Here is a 19,395-nt window from a genome sequence, read left to right as displayed (position 1 = left end):
GAGCGTTACGCTCATCCGATGCCGGCCGCCGTTTCCGCTATCGTACACCCTTGCGCTTCATATAACTTAATTATACGAATAAATTCGGATTGGTCAATCAATTCAATGACCCGGTATAAATCCTCCCGGATATACCGGTCGTTCTGCATACCCTGAGTATGCTGGCGCAGGCAGCCATAAATGGCCTGCGTGCCTATTCCCAGTGAAAGGCCCTGCATATTGCCGGCAATCAGTTCAATTGCCTGAGCCGCACACAGCATTTCCACTGCCAGGACCTTATTAAGATGCTCCAGAACCAGCATGGCCTTGCGTACAGCGCCCATGCCCATACTGTTGTGATCTTCCTGATTGCTCTTACTGGGGACCGACCCAATGCTGGCCGGCGCCGCCAGGATTCGCATCTCACCGATTAAAGCCGCCGCATCGGCCTGCACCAGGGCAAAGCCTGTATTAAGCCCAACCTGGCCGCCGGCCAGATTGGACGGCAAACCATAACTCATGACCGGGTCAAGCAGGCGGGCTGAACGCCGTTCAGACAATACGGCCAAATCGGTAAATACAATGGCCAGAAAATCCATGGCGTACGCCAGCAGCGCCCCGTGGAAATTGCCGCCGCTCATGCTTTCATAGCCCTGGTCCGATTCGAATAGCAAAGGGTTATCGGTGGAGGCGTTCAGTTCCCGTTCTAAAATGGTTTCAATATATTGCAGGACATCCCGTACAGCGCCATGTACCTGCGCACTGGACCGAAAGCTGACGGCATCCTGCACCCGGGGCTGGTTTTCGCCCAGCCTTTGCCGGCCTGCCTCAGACATCCAGGAGCTGCCCGCCGTCAAGGCACAAATATTTTTTGCTGTTTCCACCTGCTCCGCAATCCCTCTGGCGGCATGAATACGAAAATCAAAAGCCTGCCGTTCGCCGCGTATGGCCTCCAGGCTGAGGGCCAAGGCCGCCTCAGCCGCCACGATCCGCTTGGACGCCACATAGTAGCAATGTACAGCCGCTGCCAGCATAACCGTACTGCCACTCATCAGGGCCAGCGCCTCCCGGGCCGCCAGCGAAAACTCCACCGGACTGATCCCGGCCTTAGCTAGAGCCGTATCGGCGGTTTCCACCTGTCCCTGATACACTACACGCCCTTCCGGATAGCCGGCCAGGCACAGTCCCAGATGTGCCATAGGCTGCAAATCGCCGACGCCCAGTGAGCCGATCTGCGGCATTTGCGGGATGATACCGGCATTGAGCAGCAGCAGAAGGCGGTCAATCAATTCCGGTCTTACCCCGGAATGGCCGCGAGATAGGACATTGGCCCTAAACAGCATGGCCAGACGGGCAATTTGACTGTCAAACGGTGCGCCAAGCCCCACTGCATGAGAATATAAGATATTCTTTTGAAATTCGGCCTGATCCTTTTCACTGACCACGCAATCCTTCAGTTTTCCCAAACCGGTGTTCAGCCCGTAGACCACCCGGTTCTCGCTCTTCAGCCAGGCTTCCAGTTGTTTTCTTGACGCATCCACCTGCTGTCGCGCGGCATCCCCTAGCTGCACCTGTATGGACGGGTCCTCCAGAAATTCAACCACCTGTGCAAAGGATAGCGAATTTCCGTCCAGTACGATTTTATTAGTTTCATTAGTTGCCCGACAGCTCATACTCTTCCCTTCCCTCATAACAAATACATGAACCAATGTCTATCCCCTGATTTAACGCCGGCTGTTCACCTGATAAAAGGCGTGCTGCTCGGGTTCCAGCCAGGCATTATACCAGCTTTGACAATACGGTTTCAGTTGCTGCAAAGTCTCCGCCTGACGGCGCATGGCGGGCGTAATCCCCTTGTCCGCCGCTTTGCGCACTTCCCGGTAAAGGGCTTCTTCATCGAGCGTCGTGATCTTCCGGTCTTCCATCACCAGATGGCCGCCGATCATGACACTGGCCACATCCGTTCCCAGCGCCCGGTGAATGAAGATATCGGCAATGCCTGTTTGGTCCGACATCCACGGCGAATTGAGCATTCGGTCAAGATCGACGACAATCAGATCAGCCAGCAGCCCCGGCCGCAAAGCCCCGGTCTTTCCGGCGAAACCAACCATCGAAGCGGCGTGGCCTGTCGCCATTTCCAGCACGGTAAACGCATCCAGAGCCGGCGTATCCAGGCGGTAACCGGGAACCCGGTGAAGCTTGTGCATCATGCGCAGCTCCATGATGATATCTTCATCATCATTAATGGTTTTATCATCCATGCCGACAGCTACCCGGATGCCCTGCCGCAGCAGTTCATACACCGGCGTGATCCCGTTTCTCATTCCCAGATTGCAACTGGGATGGGAGGTAACAGCCACATTGTGCTCAGCCATGAGCCGGATATCCTCTTGGGTAACCCAGATGGAGTGAGCCAGTACGGTGTTTTCATCCAGCAGTCCCAGGTCCGCCAGATATGCAATTGCTGTTTTACCGTATTTTCGCAGGGAAAAAGCCTTTTGAACCGGGGTTTGCAGGCAATGCATGTGAATCGGAATTTTCCCCAGCCGGTCTGCCTCTGCTTTCGCCCGAATCAAAAACTCCGCCGTACAGGCCTGAGCCCAGCTGGGGCTTAGAAAAATACGGGTATCCTCCGACTGATAGGTACGGTATAGCTCGGTAAACAGGGCAAAATATTCTTCCTCTATTAGTTTACTGTCCGTCCGGGCCAAAGGTTCTGCCACAGCCCGCAGCTCCGCCGGCAGTGTCGCTAAAAAACCGTCCGTATCCAAAACAAGCCGGTCTATATTTCTGACACCGGGAGAATAGGCCAGACGGATACCGGTAGCCAGATATGCTTTGATCGTCGTTGCCGCCTGGTCAGCCGCGCCAGATCCCGTAGTATCAAAGGCATTATTATGAATCAGGGTAGATCCGTTGCGGATATGCCGCACAGCACACAAAGCGGTAATCAATTCCGGGTCGAGCACAGGCATAAAGGCCCAGTCAAACAGGTTATTTTCCAGAAAGTCGTTAGGCACGCCCTTTTGCAGGGGACTTAGCCCTCGGCCATGACTATGGGCATCGATCAGCCCCGGCAGCACCAACTGCTGCCCATCGCCCACCACAGCAGCCTCCGGATGCAGTTGCCGCAGCTCTGCAAACCGGCCTGTCGCCCGTACGTATTTCCCTTCCACCAGCACGGCTCCGTCTTCGATGATGCCGGTTTCCCGGGCCGCCGCATCGGTGATCACATATTTACCACGAACCAACGTTTTCATCGTCTCACTTGCCTCCTGTCCCCAGCGTCTCCCGTTGGCAAGCCAATCGTTTGAGCGCCTGGTTCAATACCTCAATTCCCTGAGCCGCCGCTTCCCAATAGGTCTCTTCCTCCCGGGCATGGCTGATCCCCTTGATACTGGGGACAAAAATCATACCGCTGGGAATGTGCTCTGCCAAAATTTTCGCATCGTGTCCCGCCCAGCTTGGCATTTCCTCGGCCGGAGGAAAACCGGCAGCCGCCACAGCCAGCCGCAGCTCCTGTAATACACCCTCCGGCAGCTGCATCGCCGGTGTGGTATGGCGCTTGCTGATCACTCCCTTGACCCCGTAGCGTCTTCCTACCGCTTCCAGCAGTGCCGCCAAATGAGTATGGGCCGCTTCCAGCCGGCCATTATCCGCCGCGCGGGTTTCCACTCTAAGCTTAACTACCCCCGGAATAACGTTGGTGGCCCCGGGACTCACCGTCAGCGTACCGATGGTGGCCACATAACCGCCATTCGAAGCGATTGCCGCTTCATATACCTGCTGAATCAAACAGGCGGCAGCCACCAGCGCGTCCCGGCGCCGGTCCATACGGGTAGTCCCGGCATGATTGGCCTGGCCGGACAAGGTAATCCAGTGCCGGTCAATCCCGACAATATCGGTGACTAACGCAAAAGGCTTTTGCTTTAGATCAAGTTCTTCGCCTTGCTCAATATGAAGCTCCAGAAAGCTATGATACCGGCTGCTGTCGATTACGGCATCAACCAGAGCACTTGGCGGCAGGCCCTGGTCGCTTAAAAATTCGCTAAGCCGGCGACCGTGTTTATCCTGCAAATCGTCGGGGCTGCTGCCGGCAAATTCCCCGGCCATCGCTCTTGCCCCAAAACAGCCCAGTCCGAAAACGCTGCCTTCCTCCTCGATCGTCGCCAGGACCTTGACCGGCCGCAACGGGCGCCAGCCGGCCTCCTGCCAGGAACGTACACACTCGATAGCTGCCACAATCCCCAGCGCCCCGTCCAGCCTGCCGCCGTTCGGCACAGTATCCAAATGGGAGCCGGTCATAACGGCCGGCAGAGCTTGCTCCTGTCCCGCGTAGGTTCCGGTCAGATTCCCCACCGCATCCCTGGTTACCTCCATTCCCGCCTGCCCCATGACCTCAGCCAGCCAGTCTTGGGCAGCCATATAAGCGGGCCCATAGGAAGGACGGGTAATACTGCCGTCAGCGTTGCGGCCATAGTCGGCCAATTGTTCAATCATCGCCTGAACCCGTTCTATTTGGATGCCTTTCATCCAATCCCTCCTTTTATGGTTCTATAACACCGCCAGCAGCAAATGCCCCATAAGCAGGCGGGGGATAAAAATCTGTTTAGGGTATACCCGGGAAATTAACTCCCGGCAATGCAAATCAAAACCAAAGCAATCACCGATGATCGCGGCCGACGCCTGAATCACCGGGTCGTTTTTAATCATCTCGATCAGTGTGTCATCCTTGCCGAACGGCGCGGACACGAGCACCCGGTCAACCTTAAAACCGCGCTCCGACCAACGCGCGCACGCTTCTTCCCGCTGGCTTTCCGTGGGAATCAGCACGGTAACGGCAGCCCCTGCTGGCAGTACTCCTGCTACGCCACCGGCTAAAACCCGGTTAGGTTCCAGCACAGGCACCTCGGCTTTTACCGGGCTAAAATCACCGGTACACAGCACCATCGCCAGTTCCGCCCCCTGCCGTACCGTTCGGGCTATCGCCTTTTCCACATAGGGGATTAGTCGCTGATGGGAGACATATACAATCTGCCCGTCCGCCAGCCTGGTAATCAATTCAGCTTCTCCAGACCAGGGCCTGAGTCCGTTTATTTCTGCCGCCGACAATCCGTCAAGCGCGCCGCTTTCCAAAATATCTACCGCGGAGCCCCAGAGGCTTTTAAAGTCGGCAGCCACTTCCGGGCGCGGCGACTGTCCAATGGGTATGAGTGCGATTTTTTTGTTTGCTCCTCTTAGCAACGCCTCTTTAGCCATTGCGTGGTGTCACCAGCCTTCCCCAGCGGGCAGCCTGTTCGTCAACCCGGCCTTCCTCCATAACAACCCGCCCCCTGACCAGCGTCATGACCGGACGGCCTTTCAGCTTCCAGCCGTCATATACCCGCCCGGTATCGCGCGACTTGGAATAGGACTGCCGACGGTCGACAATAAAATCAGCCGCCAGATCCACAAGCACCAGATCGGCATCACTGCCAATCCGGATGGCTCCCTTTTGCGGATACAAGCCATATAGCTTAGCCGGGGCCGTACTGATCAGCTCCACCATTCTGTCCAGACTGAGCCTGCCTTTATGTACCGCATCCAGCAGCAAGGGCAGCCGCAGATCAATACCGGGAAAACCGGCCGGTGCCGCAAAGATATCGCGAAAACCGATCTCTTTTTCTTCAGGCAAAAAGGGCCCGTGGTCGCTGCCAATCATATCAACCGTTCCGTCATCAATATAGCGCCATAAGGCATCAGACAATTCCCTGCTCCGCAAGGGAGGGTTGCACTTGGCAAAAGGCCCCAGCTCCTCCAGCTTGTCGTCGGTCAAAAATAAATAATGCGGGCAGGTCTCCAGATAAGCCTTTACTCCGTCGGCTTTCGCCTGTTTGACAAGCTCTGCCGCCTGAGGAGTGGAAATATGACAAAGCTGCACCTTAGTCCCGCACTCCCGGGCCAGCAGCAATATCTTGCCTACCGACTCGATTTCGCTCACCGGCGGCCGGGAAAGGGCATGATCCCGTCCTTTTAGCTTGCCGGCAGCCCGGAGCTCCTTGATCCTGGCGGCAATGATATCGTTGTTCTCCGCATGAATGGCCAGAATTTTTCCCGTTTTGGCCACTGCCTGAAAACCGGCGTAAATAGCGGCATCATTCGCCATGGTCAGCCCGGCAAACTCCTCCTCCCGGCCTTCCGGCGGCTCATGGAAAAAGGTTTTAAAAGCGACAATGCCTTCCTGGGCAACCTGGGGTATATGCTCTAACTTATCAGCCCCGGCAGCGCCAAAAAAGGCAAAATCCACAACGGCCTGCTCTGCCGCCACTTTGATACGGTTACGGATTAATTCGGCAGAATAAGGCGGCGGACTGGAAATCGGGTGCTCACATACCGTGGTTACCCCGCCGGCCGCTGCCGCCATGGTGCCGGTCAGAAAGGTTTCCCGCTCTGTTTTGCCGGGATCACGGAAATGAACATGGGGATCAATACCGCCAGGCAGCAAATACCGCCCCTGTCCGTCAATACTCGAGATTCCTTCCGGCAGGCAGTCGTCACTGGCAATCGCTACAATTTTACCAGCCTGGACGGCAATCCCCGCCGCCAGCAGTCCGCCTTCGGTATACACCTTAACATGTTTGATTACCAAATCTACGGTCACGTGCTTTCTCTCCTTTACGCCTGCTCCAGTTTGATCCGCCGGATCTGTTTCTTATCCGCCTCGTCCAGAGCTTCTTCATAACCGGCATCGGCATACCGCAAAACACCTAGTCCGGTATCATTCTGCAGGGTCAGCTTAAGACGAAGAGCCGCTTCCTCACTGCCGTCAGCCACAAGCGTCACACCGGCACTGGTCATATAGCCCGCATAGCCGCCGCCACCGGAATGGATGGCTACCAAATCGGCCATGGAACTGCAATTCAGCATAGCATTGAGCAAGGGCCAGTCGGCTATGGCATCACTGCCGTCTTTCATTCGCTCGGTCATAATGTTGGGATGTGCCATGGCACCGGCATCCAAATGGTCGCGGGTAAAAGCCACCGGTCCGCTTAGCGTGCCATCGGCCACCATCGCATTGACCGCCAGCGCCAACCGGGTTCGCTCGCCATGTCCCAGCCAGCCGATCCTGGCCGGCAGTCCTTCTAAAGGCACATATTGGCGGGCTAATCCAATCCAGTTGGTTACAATCGAGTTGTCGGCGAAATGGGTTAAAATATAATCATCAATAATACGGATATCTTCGGCATTGCCGGTTAAGGCAATCCAGCGAAACGGTCCAATCGCCCGGCAAAACAGCGGGCGCAAGAAGGCTTCGGTAAAAATGCTGATGGAAAAAGCATCTTCCACCCCGTAGGCACGGGCCTGCGTCCGGATGTTATTGCCATTGTCAAACACCACAGCCCCCTTAGCCTTAAAGGCCAGCATGGCTTTTACTTCCGCCGCAATCGACGCCCCGGCATCGGCTTTTAACCGGTCCGGGTTATCCCGGCGCAGGGCCTCGGCCGCTTCCAAACTATACCCGCGGGGAATATAGCCATACACCAGATCATGGGCGGCCGTTTGATCAGTAACGATATCGGGAATAATGCCCCGCCGGAGCAATTCGGGGTACACTTCGGCCGCATTGCCCAACAGTCCCACCGATACGGGTTCTTTACGTTCTATGGCCTCCCGGATGATAGCCAGGGCAGCATCCAGGCTGTCGGTTTTTTGCTGCAAATAACCGGCGGCTATCCGTTTATCAATCCGGGCCTCGTTGACTTCCACCGCCAATATGGCCGCCTTGGCCATCACCCCGGCCAGCGGCTGCGAACCGCCCATGCCCCCCAGTCCGGCCGTCAAAATAAAGCGGCCGCGCAAGTCATGATTAAAATGCTGGCGGCCAATGGTCGCAAAAATTTCGTACGTTCCCTGCAGTACTCCCTGTGAGCCGATATACTGCCAGTCGGCTGCCGTCAGGCCGCCCCAGATGATCAGGCCTTCCTGCTGCCATTTATAAAAATTATCGCTGGTCGCCCACTTGCCCACCATATTGCAGTTTGCCATTAACACCAGCGGGGCAAAGGCGTGGGTTTTAAACAGCCCGATTGGCTTGCCCGACTGAATAACAAGAGTCTCATCTTCTTCCATAGTCCGCAATGCCTTTACGATGGCCTCATAAGAAGGCCAGTCCCGCGCCGCTTTGGCCAGGGCCGCATAGACCAGCAATTCTTTTTGATTTTCCCCGTTTTCCAGAACGTTCTCCAGCATGCGCAGCAGCGCTTCCTGCCGCCAGCCTTTACAGCGCAGCTGAGTACCCCGTGCTGCCTGAATCAATGTCATCATTAGCCACCTCTTTTACATTTACCTGTCCAATACGCTCATGTTTTGCAGCGTACTTGGCCGGTCCTCCCCCTGAGTTCGCTTAAAAGCCCGCCGTTCCAACGCCAACACTCCCTGATTGCCAAGATACGCCAAGCCTGACGACAGCACCGTGCCCCAAAGAATTTTAGGCAGATAATTCATCCGTAAGCCATCAAACAGTAAGACGCCCAGTCCGCCGGCATGAATGACTGCCGCAATAGTGGCAATGCCGATGGTGGAAACGGTGGCGATCCTTACGCCGCCTAAAATAATCGGTAAGGCCAGCGGCAGCTCAATCATAAAAAACAGCCGCCGCGCGTCAAGCCCCATGCCTTTGCCTGCTTCGATAATGGCCGGATCAATCGACTGGAAGCCGGCCAGGATATTGCGGACCAGTATGTACTGGTTATAGAGGACCAGCACTACAATGGCGGTGGTTTTCCCTAAACCAAAGAGAGGAATCAGGAAAGAAAATAACGCCAGGCTGGGGATGGAATAGATGACGCCAAAAAAGGACAGGGCGCCTGTCGACAACCACTTGGAGCGGGCGACAAGCAGAGCAATCGGTATGGCGAGCACCAGGGAAATGCCGACACTGAGCACAACAATCAGAATGTGTTCTCCCAGCAGCAGCAATATTTGCTGATAATATTTCATGAAATAGGTCCACACGCTGTATCACCTGCCTGTTCAAGCAGATACCGAGGTCTGCCGCTTATTCTTTACTTTCAGTTCATCCCAGGTGATCTTACCGATCACGTTCCCCGCTTCATCCTCTACCAGTACGTAAGGCTGAGCGCTCTCCAGCAGGCATGTCAATACGGCATAAAGCGACACATCCTGCCGTACCCGCCCTACGGGATGGTGATGCGGCTCCTGCACTGCCGTCATGGCGCTTTTTGCCGTCACCACCTTTAGCTGCTGCAGCGTGTCTTCCGTGGAAACCAGCCGGGCTACATATTCGTTGGCCGGCCGTAACAGAATGTTATAGGGTGTGTCAAACTGCTGAATTTCCCCATTATGCATAATAATCACCTGGTCTCCCAGCTTAAAAGCCTCGCCGATATCATGGGTAACAAACAATATGGTTTTGTGAAGCTTTTTTTGAATCCGCAGCAGCTCGTCCTGCAGCGTCTGCCGGGTGATAGCGTCGATGGCGCCGAACGGTTCGTCCATTAACATAATGGCCGGATCGGCCGCCATAGCCCGGGCCAGCCCTACCCGCTGCTGCTGTCCGCCCGAGAGCTGCCGGGGATACCGTTTTTTGTAATCCTGCGGTACCAGGCCCACCAGTTCCAGCAATTCTTCCACCCGCCGGGCAATACGTTTTTTATCCCAGTTGAGTATGGTAGGCACGGTTGCAATATTTTCCTCAATCGTCATATGGGGAAATAAACCAATCTGCTGGATGACATAACCAATCTTCCGCCGGTACTCTTCCACTTTTAACTGTTTGATGCTTTCGCCAAAAAACAAAATATCACCGGAAGTTGGCTCGTAGATCCGGTTAATCATTTTTAAGAAGGTTGTCTTGCCTGAGCCGGAGGTTCCTAAAATAGTGATAAAACTGCCTTCCGGAATACGGGCGCTGACCTCTCTGACCGCATACTGCGACGTGTGGGGATATTGTTTGCTTACCTTCTGGAATTCGATGGCTGTTCTATCCAAATTCCGTCTCCTCCTTTTCCTGTAACAAAGGAATAGAAGAAATGGCTGCCGGGTACGATTCCGGCAGCTTTCTTCTATTTATCCAACAACTTTATTTCAGTTGCTCAAAAAACTCCTTGGCCACTTCCGTATATTCCCGCTTGTTAATATCCACTTCGGCATTCAGCTTAATAATGGTCTTATTGTCGATAGCCGCCGTAACCTTATTGAGAATATCCTTAATTTCCGGATTCTTTTCCAGCACATCCTGGCGGATAACCGGCGCAATATTATAAGGCGGCCATACATGCTTGTCATCTTCCAGTACAACAAACTCATCTTTGCTCAGTTGTCCTTCCGTCGTATACGCTACGGCTACATCGGCTTCATCATTATGCAGCACATCGTATTTCAGGCCATTATCATACAGTTTCCGTTCCTTAAACTTAAACTCACCATAGGCTTTGGTCAATGCCGGCAGACCGTCTTCCCGTTCATCAAACTGCCCCTGCGAAGCAAACCGGATATCGGCTGCATGCTTTTGCAGATCCGAAATGGTGCGGATGCCGTATTTGTCGGCTGCCCGTTTAGCGATAACCAGGCCTTGCGAATCATTGGCTGTCGAAGGATTCAACCAGATCAGCTTAAATTTTTCTTTATATTTGGCACTCACTTCGTCATATACTTGCTTGGAATCAAACAGGGGAGCTTCCTTCAGAACACTTAAGAGACCGGTTCCCGTATACTCGGGATAAAAATCAATGTCACCATTCACCAAAGAATCATGTACAATGGCACTGCCCAGGTTCAGTTTTCTTTCCACCTTATACCCCTGCTTTTCCAGCGCCAGGGCATACAGTTCTCCTAAGATCAACGATTCGGTAAAATCCTTGGAACCGACTTTAATGGTCGGCTTGCCGGCCGCCGCTTTGCTATCGGCCGCTTTCTCACCGCCACAGCCGGTTAATCCCAGGGCCAGCACACCCAAGGTTAGAATAGAGCCAATCAGTGTTTTTGCTTTTTTGCCAAACATAGCATCCTCTCCCTTTTCATTTCAGTTTAGTTAATTTCTCTGATATCTTGTGACGCCCTGATAAATCAAGGCCAGCGACAACTCGGCACAGACGGACAACACAGCTACGCTGATGCCCCCGATGAGCAGTATCCGCATATCGTTCAGCCCGAGACCGGTAAAAATAAAGTCACCCAGCCCGCCGGCCCCGATATACGAAGCCAGTGTGGCACTGGCTATGACTTCAATGCAGGCCGTGCGTATCCCCGTTATGATCAGCGGCAGGGCCAGCGGAAATTCAATCGTAAAAAGAATTCTTGCCGCCCCCATCCCCATGGCGCAGGCACTTTCGATAACGGCGGGGCTGATGCTTTTGAAGCCCAGATAGGCGTTGATCAGCACCGGCGGAATAGCCAGTAAGGTAAGCGCCAGCAATGCCGGCTTAAATCCTGTCCCCAGGATCGGCATAACCAGCACGAGGACGGCCAGGCTCGGAATAATGCGAAGCATATTAAAAGTATTCATAACCGGCAGCGACAGTCTGCCTTTTTTACTGCATAAAATACCAAGAGGCACCGCCAGCAGTATGCTGATCGTCATAGCAGCCAGACTAATGCCAATATGTATGTTGACCGCTTCCACATACTTATCCCAGTTGCGGGATAAATACTCTAGAATCGCCTGATACATCAGCCACGCTCCCTTCCCAAAAAGATTAGCTTCAAATAAAGACAAAAAGGCTAAGTACACCGCAATGCATGCATTACAGCGTTCCTCAGCCTCCAGTGGTCTGGTCAACTTATTCAACTATACAATTTATTAATTATCACAATATGATAATTAGCAAATTGTTTTTATCAATTATTATACGGTCATTATACGTTTAATTACAAAGGTTGTCAATCATGATTATGATATTTTCTAAAACCTTCCATGGATGCTGTTATACACTATACGCCAAAGCAGGGCGCCACATGCCACTTCCAGCCGAGCTAGGGCATGTTTTCAAACTATCCGAAACGCTCCTGGCAAAAAAGGCTGAGAAAACCCGGTTCAGGGTCTCTCAGCCTTCAAGTGATTGATCAGCTTATTGCTATTTACAATATCATAAGGACAGCCCTGCGTCAACAGATGGTAACCGCTTTATCTCTTCTTCTGTTAACCGGCCTGTTTTTGCCGCCAGGCCACACCCAAAAGACCAACGGTCAAAACAAGCTGTACACCCCACTTCATAGTGGAAGTAACGGCCACATGACCGGTCAGGAGGGAGTCGCCGCTGATCATGCCGCCAGCCGTCCAGGCTAGAATCCCGCCGCCGGCATAGATCAGCCAGGGATACCGCTCAATCAGCTTAATAAATACCGTACTGCCCCAGATAATGATTGGAATGGTAATGCCGATACCGATCAATACCAGCAGCATATTGCCGTGAGCCACGCCGGCAATACCCATGACATTGTCAATGCCCATTACGCCGTCGGCAACCACAATGGTCCGGATGGCAGCGCCCATACCGGACGGTGCGTCCACCTCATGCTGCTTCTCCTCCACAATCAGCTTATAGGCGATCCATAGCAGCAGCGCGCCGCCGGTGATCATCAGTGCCGGTATGCGCAGCAGCCAGACCACTACCAGGGTGGATACGGCCCGGATAAAAATTGCGCCGAAGGTGCCCCAGAAGATTGCCCTCTTCTGCTGTCCTCGCGGCAGATTCCGCGCCGCCATGCCGATAACCAGAGCATTGTCACCGGCCAGAATTAAATCAATAAATACAATTGCCGCCAAATTCCACAAGGTTTCCATTGTAAAAAAATGTTCCATTAATATAGCCTCCTTGTTAGGCGTGCATTCAAACTATCCGAACACACGCCCTAGTTTACCCGATGATAAAATAAAAAACCTTGCCTACTAAAATAGTTAGGCAAGGTCTTACCAGCAATAGATGCAAATAAAGCCGGGTGCTTGACACCGAACTGACGACTTTATTTTTAAGGTTACTCCCCTTGAAAATATGCACTTGAATATATTTTATACCGCTTTACTTTTTTTGTCAAGCCGGGTGCCTCTCTTTGCTCCAAGCACTGCCCCGTCAAGGATACCTAGCTTAGCAAGCGTTCGTTGATCTTTTGACCCGTCGGCGTTTTCGCCAAGCCACCTTCGGACGTTTCCTTCAGTGAACTCGGCAGATCCAGGCCAATCCGGTACATGGCTGCAATGACCTCATCGGCCGGAATCACGCTTTCCACTCCTGCCAAAGCCAGTTGTGCCGCCAGCAAAGCATGGACGGCGGCAAAGCCGTTGCGTTTCACGCAGGGGACCTCCACCAGACCGGCCACCGGGTCACAGACAAGACCCAGCATATTTTTGAGAGCCAGGGCTACGGCCTGGGCCGACTGGTAGGCCGTCCCGCCCCGCAATTCCACTACGGCCGCTGCCGCCATCGCGGCTGCCGTGCCGCACTCGGCCTGGCAGCCGCCCACAGCGCCGGCTACCGTGGCGTTTTTAGCAACCACTTCCCCAATGCCGGCGGCAGTAAATAAAGCCCGGATGGCGGCTTCCTCCGGATAATCCAGACATTCGCAGACCGCCAGGATAGCACCGGGAACAATGCCACAGGACCCGGCGGTCGGGCAGGCGACAATCCGGCCCATGCTGGCGTTTACCTCACTAATGGCAATCGCATAAGCGGCCGTCTTAGTAACAACCGGTCCCAAAAACAGGTCATCGCCGGCCAGCAGGGCGGCATCGCCACCGACCATGCCGCTGGCTGATTTTTCCCGTAGCTTAAGCCCGCTAATGGCGGCTTCCCTCATAACGCCATACCGCTCCCGCATGGCTTCCCAGAAATAGGCGGCTGGATAGTCACTGTTCGCCGTCTCGGTTGCCAGCACAATATCCGACAACTGCTGTTTCCGTTCGGTGGCCAGCGAAACCAGGTCGGCAATATATCCATAATTCATCTTGTTTCCTCCCTCATAGCGGCTTCACCAGCAGCGCCGACTCCATGGCAGGCAGCCTGTCCACCGCAGCGATGACATCTTCGGTAATCGGCTGGTCCGCTTCCAGAATCATTAACGCCTGGGCACCCTTTTGCTTGCGGGACACTTTCATAAAGGCGATATTGACCTCATGCTGGGCCAGGATTTGGGTAACCGCCGCCACAATTCCCGGCTTATCCTGGTACACGGCAATCAATGTATAATATTCACCGGTGCATTCCACCTCGTAGCCATCAATTTTGCTGATGACAATCCGTCCGCCGCCGGTGGAGGCCCCCGTAACAGCCACCTTCCGGCCCGACTCGCCTTCCAATAGGAACTTAACGGTGTTAGGATGGCAGTCCTGCCCGTCCTCCCTGGTGAATACAACCTGCAGAGCCGACCGGGCAGCCCGGTCCAAGGCGGTCTTAATCGCCGGGTCCTCCGGCGAAAGGCCCATTAGACCGGCCACCAGCGCCTTGTCGGTACCGTGCCCCTTATACGTCCGGGCAAAGGAGCCGTATAATTGGATGGTCGCCCTGACTGGCTCCTCGCCCAGTATGGTGCGGGCCATGTTCCCCAACCGGGCAGCGCCCGCCGTATGCGAGCTGGAGGGGCCGATCATAATCGGACCGATAATATCAAGTACTCCCATATTTGTTCCCCCTGCGCGACCCTTTTTGCCGCATTTACGCCATTTTGTCCTTTGTTCATGGATAGTTCTACGGACAGGTGAAAAATTCCTGTTGGCCTGCCAATCCCTATTCACAGTTATATCCGATTTAACTCGAAATTATTGCTCTATGCCAAAAGAGACTATCACCCAATTATTTTCTTATTTAAACAGCCCGTATGTGTGGAGAAATAGTTTGTCGTCCCTTTGTCATTGCCACAAAGGGACCCAAAAGGCTAGTACCTTATCAGCCTTAATCCAGTGAATACTGGCGGTCTATTTTCCGCACCGCTTCGTTGTCGTCAGTCAGCATACTAACGGTATGACTCCTTCCTTCGCCTCGCGCTGCGAAAAATAATCTCGCCATTCTCCTACTGTTTTAAGACCGACAAGGTACTAGGCCTGAACTCCAAAAAGCTTGAAAAAATAGTACCTTCCTAAAAATCCGAAACTCGCTTCGCTCAAACAGTCGGATTTTCTTGACGGAAGGTACTATTTTTTCATCCTGCGGACCGCCTTTTTCCGTAACGGCCGAACAGGGAACAAACAAGGCTGTTACACCTTTTCTTAGTGAAACAGCCCCTCATTGGTTGCGCAATATTACAGTAATTTGATTATTGCTTCGGTCATTTCCACGGTGGATGCCGTCCCGCCGATATCGGGAGTCACCGTTTTGCCTTCGGCAATAACCCGCTCCACAGCGGCCCGAATCCGGCCGGCAATAGCCGTTTCGCCGATATGCTCCAGCAGCATCAGCCCGGAAAGCAGCATAGCCACCGGATTGACAATATTTTTGCCGGCAATGTCCGGCGCCGTGCCATGAACGGCTTCAAAAATGGCGCATTCCGTACCGATATTGGCCCCGGGCACTACGCCCAGTCCGCCGGCCAAGCCGGCGCACAGGTCGGAGATAATGTCGCCGTAGAGATTAGGCGCCAGCAGCACATCATAGCTTTGCGGGCGAATGACAAGCTGCATGCACATATTGTCTACAATGACCTCTTCGTAGGTGATTTGCGGATACCGGGCGGCCACTTCCCTGGCACACTCCAGGAACAGGCCGTCGGACAGTTTCATAATATTAGCTTTATGCACAGCCGTTACTTTCTTGCGGCTATGTTTTACCGCGTAGGCAAACGCCGCCTCGGCAATGCGCAGCGACGCCTTGCGGGTAATGATTTTAATTGATTCAGCGGCATCGGCTCCCACTTTGTGTTCCACACCGGCATAGAGATCTTCTGTATTTTCGCGGAAAATGACCAAATCGACCCCTTCATAGCGGCTGCCGATACCAGCCAGTGATTTTACCGGGCGTAAATTGCAGTACAGGTCGAAGGTCTGACGCAGCGTCACGTTAATGCTGCGGTAACCCTTGCCGATCTGAGTAGTCAACGGTCCCTTGAGAGCCAAACCGTTGGCGCGAATGCTGGCCAGCGTCGCTTCCGGCAGCGGTTCGCCCGCCTGATCGATACCGGCTTGTCCGGCCTGGCAGATATCCCAGACTACCGGCGCTTTAGCGGCAGCCAAAATTGACTGCACAGCCTGGGCAATTTCCGGTCCGACGCCGTCGCCGGGAATTAAAGTAACTTTACGCACGGCCCACACCTCCTGCCTGTCTGGTGTAGTTTAAGAGCCCGCCAGCCAGAATGATCTGCCGTTCCCGTTCGGTGGCTTCCCACTTGACCGGAATGTCCTTGCCTGTCGTTACATTGCGCACCGTCAGCACGGTAGCCGCACTCAACTGGTCACGAAGGTTTTCAATAACCAGTTCGTCATTCAGGCTGATTCCGGCATAGTCGGCACTGTCGGCAAACAAGAGCGGCACAATACCGAAGTTAACCAGGTTGGCCCGGTGAATACGGGCGAAGGACTGGACCAGTACCGCTTTGATGCCCAAATAGAGCGGAGCGAGAGCCGCATGCTCCCGGCTGGAGCCCTGACCGTAATTATTGCCGCCGACAATAATGCCGCCCTGAGCCTGTAACGCCCGTTCCGGAAAGGAAGAATCCACCCCGCTGAAGCAGTACTTGGCCAGATGGGGAATGTTGGAACGATAAGGCAGCAGGCTGGCATGGGAGGGCATAATATGGTCGGTCGTAATATTGTCGCCCACTTTCAGGAGCACCGGCGCCCGCAGTGATTCAGCCGGCGGCTGCGCTTTGGGGAAGGGCTTGATATTGGGTCCGCGGACCACTTCCACAGCCTGTCCGTCAGCCGGCGGAAAAACAAGCAGGTTGTCGTCGGAAATAAACTTATCCGGCATAACGGCAACAGGCGCTGCCCCAAAGGTGCGCGGATCGGTGATTGTACCGGTAAGGGCGCTCACCGCCGCCACTTCCGGGCTGACCAGATACACCTTGGCGTCAGGCGTACCGCTGCGGCCTTCAAAGTTGCGGTTAAAGGTCCGTAAGGATACCCCGCCTGATTTAGGCGACTGTCCCATACCGATGCAGGGACCACAGGCGCATTCCAGGATACGGGCGCCGGCGCGCAGCAATACGCTGAGAGCGCCGCTGTCGGCCAGCATCCCCAGCACCTGGCGGGAACCGGGGGCAATAACCAGGGACACGTCCGGGTGCACCTGCTTGCCTTCCAGTATTTTCGCCACTTTTATTAAATCCAGATAGGACGAGTTGGTACAGCTGCCAATAGCTACCTGATCGACCTTGCTGCCGGCCAGTTCGGCTACGGGGGCTACATTGTCCGGACTGTGCGGCTTGGCCACCAGCGGCTGCAGCTCGTCCAAATTGATAACCACAGTCTCGTCATATTCGGCCCCTTCGTCAGGCGCCAGCGCAGTCCAGTCGGCTTCGCGGCCCTGAGCCGCCAAAAAGGCGCGGGTCATTTCATCGCTGGCAAACAGCGAGGTGGTGGCCCCCAGTTCGGCCCCCATGTTAGTGATAGTGGCCCGTTCGGGCACCGTCAGACGGGCCGCGCCTTCACCGGTATATTCAAACACCCGGCCGGTGCCGCCTTTTACACTGAGCCGCCGTAAAAGCTCCAGGATGATATCCTTGCCGCTCACCCAGGGCTGCAGCTTGCCGGTCAGTTCCACCCGGCAGACCTTGGGCATTTTTAAGTAGTAGGCACCGCCGGCCATCGCTACCGCCACATCCAGCCCGCCGGCACCAATGGCCAGCATGCCGATGCCGCCGCCGGTCGGCGTATGACTGTCCGAACCTAAGAGTGTCCAGCCCGGCCGGCCGAAACGTTCCACATTCACCTGATGACAGATGCCGTTGCCCGGTTTGGAAAACACGATGCCATGCTTGGCGGCCACAGTCTGAATGAATAAATGATCGTCGGCGTTCTCATAGCCGGTCTGCAGTGTATTGTGATCAATATAGGCAACGGACAGCTTGGTTTTTACCCGGGGAATGTTCATGGCTTCCAGTTGCAGATAGGCCATCGTTCCGGTGGAATCCTGGGTCAGCGTCTGATCAATGCGGATGCCGATTTCCTCGCCGGCCACCATCTTGCCGCTTACCAGATGGCTGCCAATGATTTTGGCGGTCATCGTTTGCTTCATAATATATATCCCTCCAAATTACCGTTCTTCCATCGGCAGCCACTCTTGGTGCTTTTTACCGATATATTTCGCCCGCGGGCGGATAAGCTTATTATTGTCGTGCTGCTCCAAAATATGGGCCATCCAGCCGCTAGTCCGGCTAGTGGCAAAAATGAGCGTAAACAAATCTCTGGGTATACCGAGATAGGTATACACCGAGGCGGAATAAAAGTCGACATTGGGACGCAGCCCTTTGCTTTCATAAACGATCTGCTCAATTTTCTCCGACATGTCATACCAGCGCGTGTCACCGCTGTACTCGCCCAGTTCCTTAGCCAGCGCCTTAAGGTGCTTGGCCCGGGGATCGCCGTTTTTGTAGACCCGGTGTCCAAAGCCCATGATCCGCTCCTGGTTGGCGATTTTAGCCGCGATATACTCTTCCACCCGGCTGATATCACCGATTTCCTCCAGCATATTGGCCACCTGTTCATTGGCGTTGCCATGGAGCGCTCCTTTCAGCGTGCCGATGGCCGATACAATGCCGGAATAAATATCCGACATGGTGGACACCGTGACCCGCGAAGCGAAGGTCGAGGCATTCAGCTCATGCTCGGCATGCAGCACCAGACAGAGGTCCATCGCCTTAACGGCAATCGGCTCCGGTTTCTCTCCTTTTAACAGCCAGAGAAACATTTCCGCCAATGAGGAGAACTTGATGGCGTCCGGCTCAATCGGCTCCAGATCGGTGCGAATTCGCTCAATGGCCGCCACAATAGCCGCCATGCGCGCCATAATGCGGACAGCCTTGCGATGGTCGGCCGCAAAAGAGTGGTCCATGACCTCATCGTCAAAATGGGTAAGAAACGACACACAGGTGCGCAGTTTAGCCATGGCATTGCCCCATGGCGCATACAGCCGCAGCAAATCGTAGATCTTCGGCGGCAACACCGCACTTTCCGTCAAGTCCTGCTTTAACGCGATCAATTCCAGCCGATTTGGCAGACGGCCATACCATAGTAAGTAAATGATTTCTTCAAACGACGCTTTATAGGCCAAATCGTCAATCGTATAGCCGCGATAGCGTAATATGCCCTCTTCTATCGAGCATATCGACGTTTCACAGGCAACAACACCCGTCAATCCAGACATACAGCCAGCCCCTTTACTCTAACCTGCTCGTTTTACTTCTTTACACTTTTGTATACTTGTATACAAAATTACCCTCATTATATGTACTAAAAACTCCCCGGTATAAACAAATGTATATAATTTTTGA

General features: G+C 54.2%; 16 protein-coding genes. All 16 read right to left on the bottom strand.

What is annotated here, in order from left to right; all coding sequences use genetic code 11:
- Window positions 1-11: 11 nt before the first annotated feature.
- Window positions 12-1,652, bottom strand: a complete 1,641-nt coding sequence (locus F3H20_RS10565) for an HAL/PAL/TAL family ammonia-lyase (RefSeq protein ID WP_188128286.1) — start codon at window positions 1,650-1,652, stop codon at window positions 12-14.
- A gap of 51 nt (window positions 1,653-1,703) precedes the next feature.
- Window positions 1,704-3,239 (bottom strand): amidohydrolase family protein, encoded by a 1,536-nt coding sequence (locus F3H20_RS10560; RefSeq protein WP_149734889.1) that lies wholly within the window; start codon window positions 3,237-3,239, stop codon window positions 1,704-1,706.
- Between the two features lie 4 nt (window positions 3,240-3,243).
- The gene (locus F3H20_RS10555) at window positions 3,244-4,512 is read right to left on the bottom strand and encodes a Zn-dependent hydrolase (protein ID WP_149734888.1); all 1,269 of its coding nucleotides are present in this window, start codon (window positions 4,510-4,512) and stop codon (window positions 3,244-3,246) included.
- A 21-nt stretch (window positions 4,513-4,533) separates the two neighbouring features.
- Window positions 4,534-5,238 (bottom strand): AroM family protein, encoded by a 705-nt coding sequence (locus tag F3H20_RS10550; protein ID WP_149734887.1) that lies wholly within the window; start codon window positions 5,236-5,238, stop codon window positions 4,534-4,536.
- Window positions 5,231-6,619: an allantoinase AllB gene (gene allB, locus F3H20_RS10545; RefSeq protein ID WP_149734886.1), complete on the bottom strand. Its 1,389-nt coding sequence runs from the start codon at window positions 6,617-6,619 to the stop codon at window positions 5,231-5,233. The genes F3H20_RS10550 and allB overlap by 8 nt, the downstream gene beginning before the upstream one ends.
- A 14-nt stretch (window positions 6,620-6,633) precedes the next feature.
- Window positions 6,634-8,283 (bottom strand): urocanate hydratase, encoded by a 1,650-nt coding sequence (locus F3H20_RS10540; protein WP_223191725.1) that lies wholly within the window; start codon window positions 8,281-8,283, stop codon window positions 6,634-6,636.
- A gap of 18 nt (window positions 8,284-8,301) precedes the next feature.
- Complete coding sequence (locus tag F3H20_RS10535; protein WP_149734885.1) at window positions 8,302-8,973, bottom strand: ABC transporter permease; 672 nt, start codon at window positions 8,971-8,973, stop codon at window positions 8,302-8,304.
- Window positions 8,974-8,991: 18 nt separating this feature from the next.
- Window positions 8,992-9,969, bottom strand: a complete 978-nt coding sequence (locus F3H20_RS10530; protein ID WP_091748533.1) for an ABC transporter ATP-binding protein — start codon at window positions 9,967-9,969, stop codon at window positions 8,992-8,994.
- 91 nt (window positions 9,970-10,060) lie between these two features.
- The gene (locus F3H20_RS10525; RefSeq protein ID WP_091748530.1) at window positions 10,061-10,981 is read right to left on the bottom strand and encodes a glycine betaine ABC transporter substrate-binding protein; all 921 of its coding nucleotides are present in this window, start codon (window positions 10,979-10,981) and stop codon (window positions 10,061-10,063) included.
- 30 nt (window positions 10,982-11,011) lie between these two features.
- Window positions 11,012-11,650, bottom strand: a complete 639-nt coding sequence (locus F3H20_RS10520; protein WP_149734884.1) for an ABC transporter permease — start codon at window positions 11,648-11,650, stop codon at window positions 11,012-11,014.
- A 468-nt stretch (window positions 11,651-12,118) separates the two neighbouring features.
- Window positions 12,119-12,781 carry a TerC family protein gene (locus tag F3H20_RS10515; protein WP_149734883.1) on the bottom strand — a complete coding sequence of 221 codons (663 nt, stop codon included), beginning with the start codon at window positions 12,779-12,781 and terminating at the stop codon, window positions 12,119-12,121.
- Between the two features lie 278 nt (window positions 12,782-13,059).
- Window positions 13,060-13,920, bottom strand: coding sequence for an L-serine ammonia-lyase, iron-sulfur-dependent, subunit alpha (gene sdaAA, locus F3H20_RS10510; RefSeq protein WP_149734882.1), 861 nt, complete (start codon window positions 13,918-13,920; stop codon window positions 13,060-13,062).
- 13 nt (window positions 13,921-13,933) lie between these two features.
- Window positions 13,934-14,593, bottom strand: a complete 660-nt coding sequence (sdaAB, locus tag F3H20_RS10505) for an L-serine ammonia-lyase, iron-sulfur-dependent subunit beta (protein ID WP_149734881.1) — start codon at window positions 14,591-14,593, stop codon at window positions 13,934-13,936.
- A gap of 618 nt (window positions 14,594-15,211) precedes the next feature.
- Window positions 15,212-16,207, bottom strand: coding sequence for an isocitrate/isopropylmalate dehydrogenase family protein (locus F3H20_RS10500; RefSeq protein ID WP_149734880.1), 996 nt, complete (start codon window positions 16,205-16,207; stop codon window positions 15,212-15,214).
- Window positions 16,200-18,140, bottom strand: a complete 1,941-nt coding sequence (locus F3H20_RS10495; protein WP_149734879.1) for an aconitate hydratase — start codon at window positions 18,138-18,140, stop codon at window positions 16,200-16,202. The genes F3H20_RS10500 and F3H20_RS10495 overlap by 8 nt, the downstream gene beginning before the upstream one ends.
- Window positions 18,141-18,158: 18 nt before the next feature.
- Window positions 18,159-19,268, bottom strand: a complete 1,110-nt coding sequence (locus F3H20_RS10490) for a citrate/2-methylcitrate synthase (RefSeq protein ID WP_149734878.1) — start codon at window positions 19,266-19,268, stop codon at window positions 18,159-18,161.
- Window positions 19,269-19,395 lie beyond the last annotated feature (127 nt).

The organism is Propionispora hippei DSM 15287, assembly GCF_900141835.1.
GTDB classification, from domain to species: Bacteria; Bacillota; Negativicutes; order Propionisporales; family Propionisporaceae; genus Propionispora; species Propionispora hippei.
Note: the sequence above shows the minus strand (reverse complement) of the source record. Positions and strands in the feature narration are given on the sequence as shown.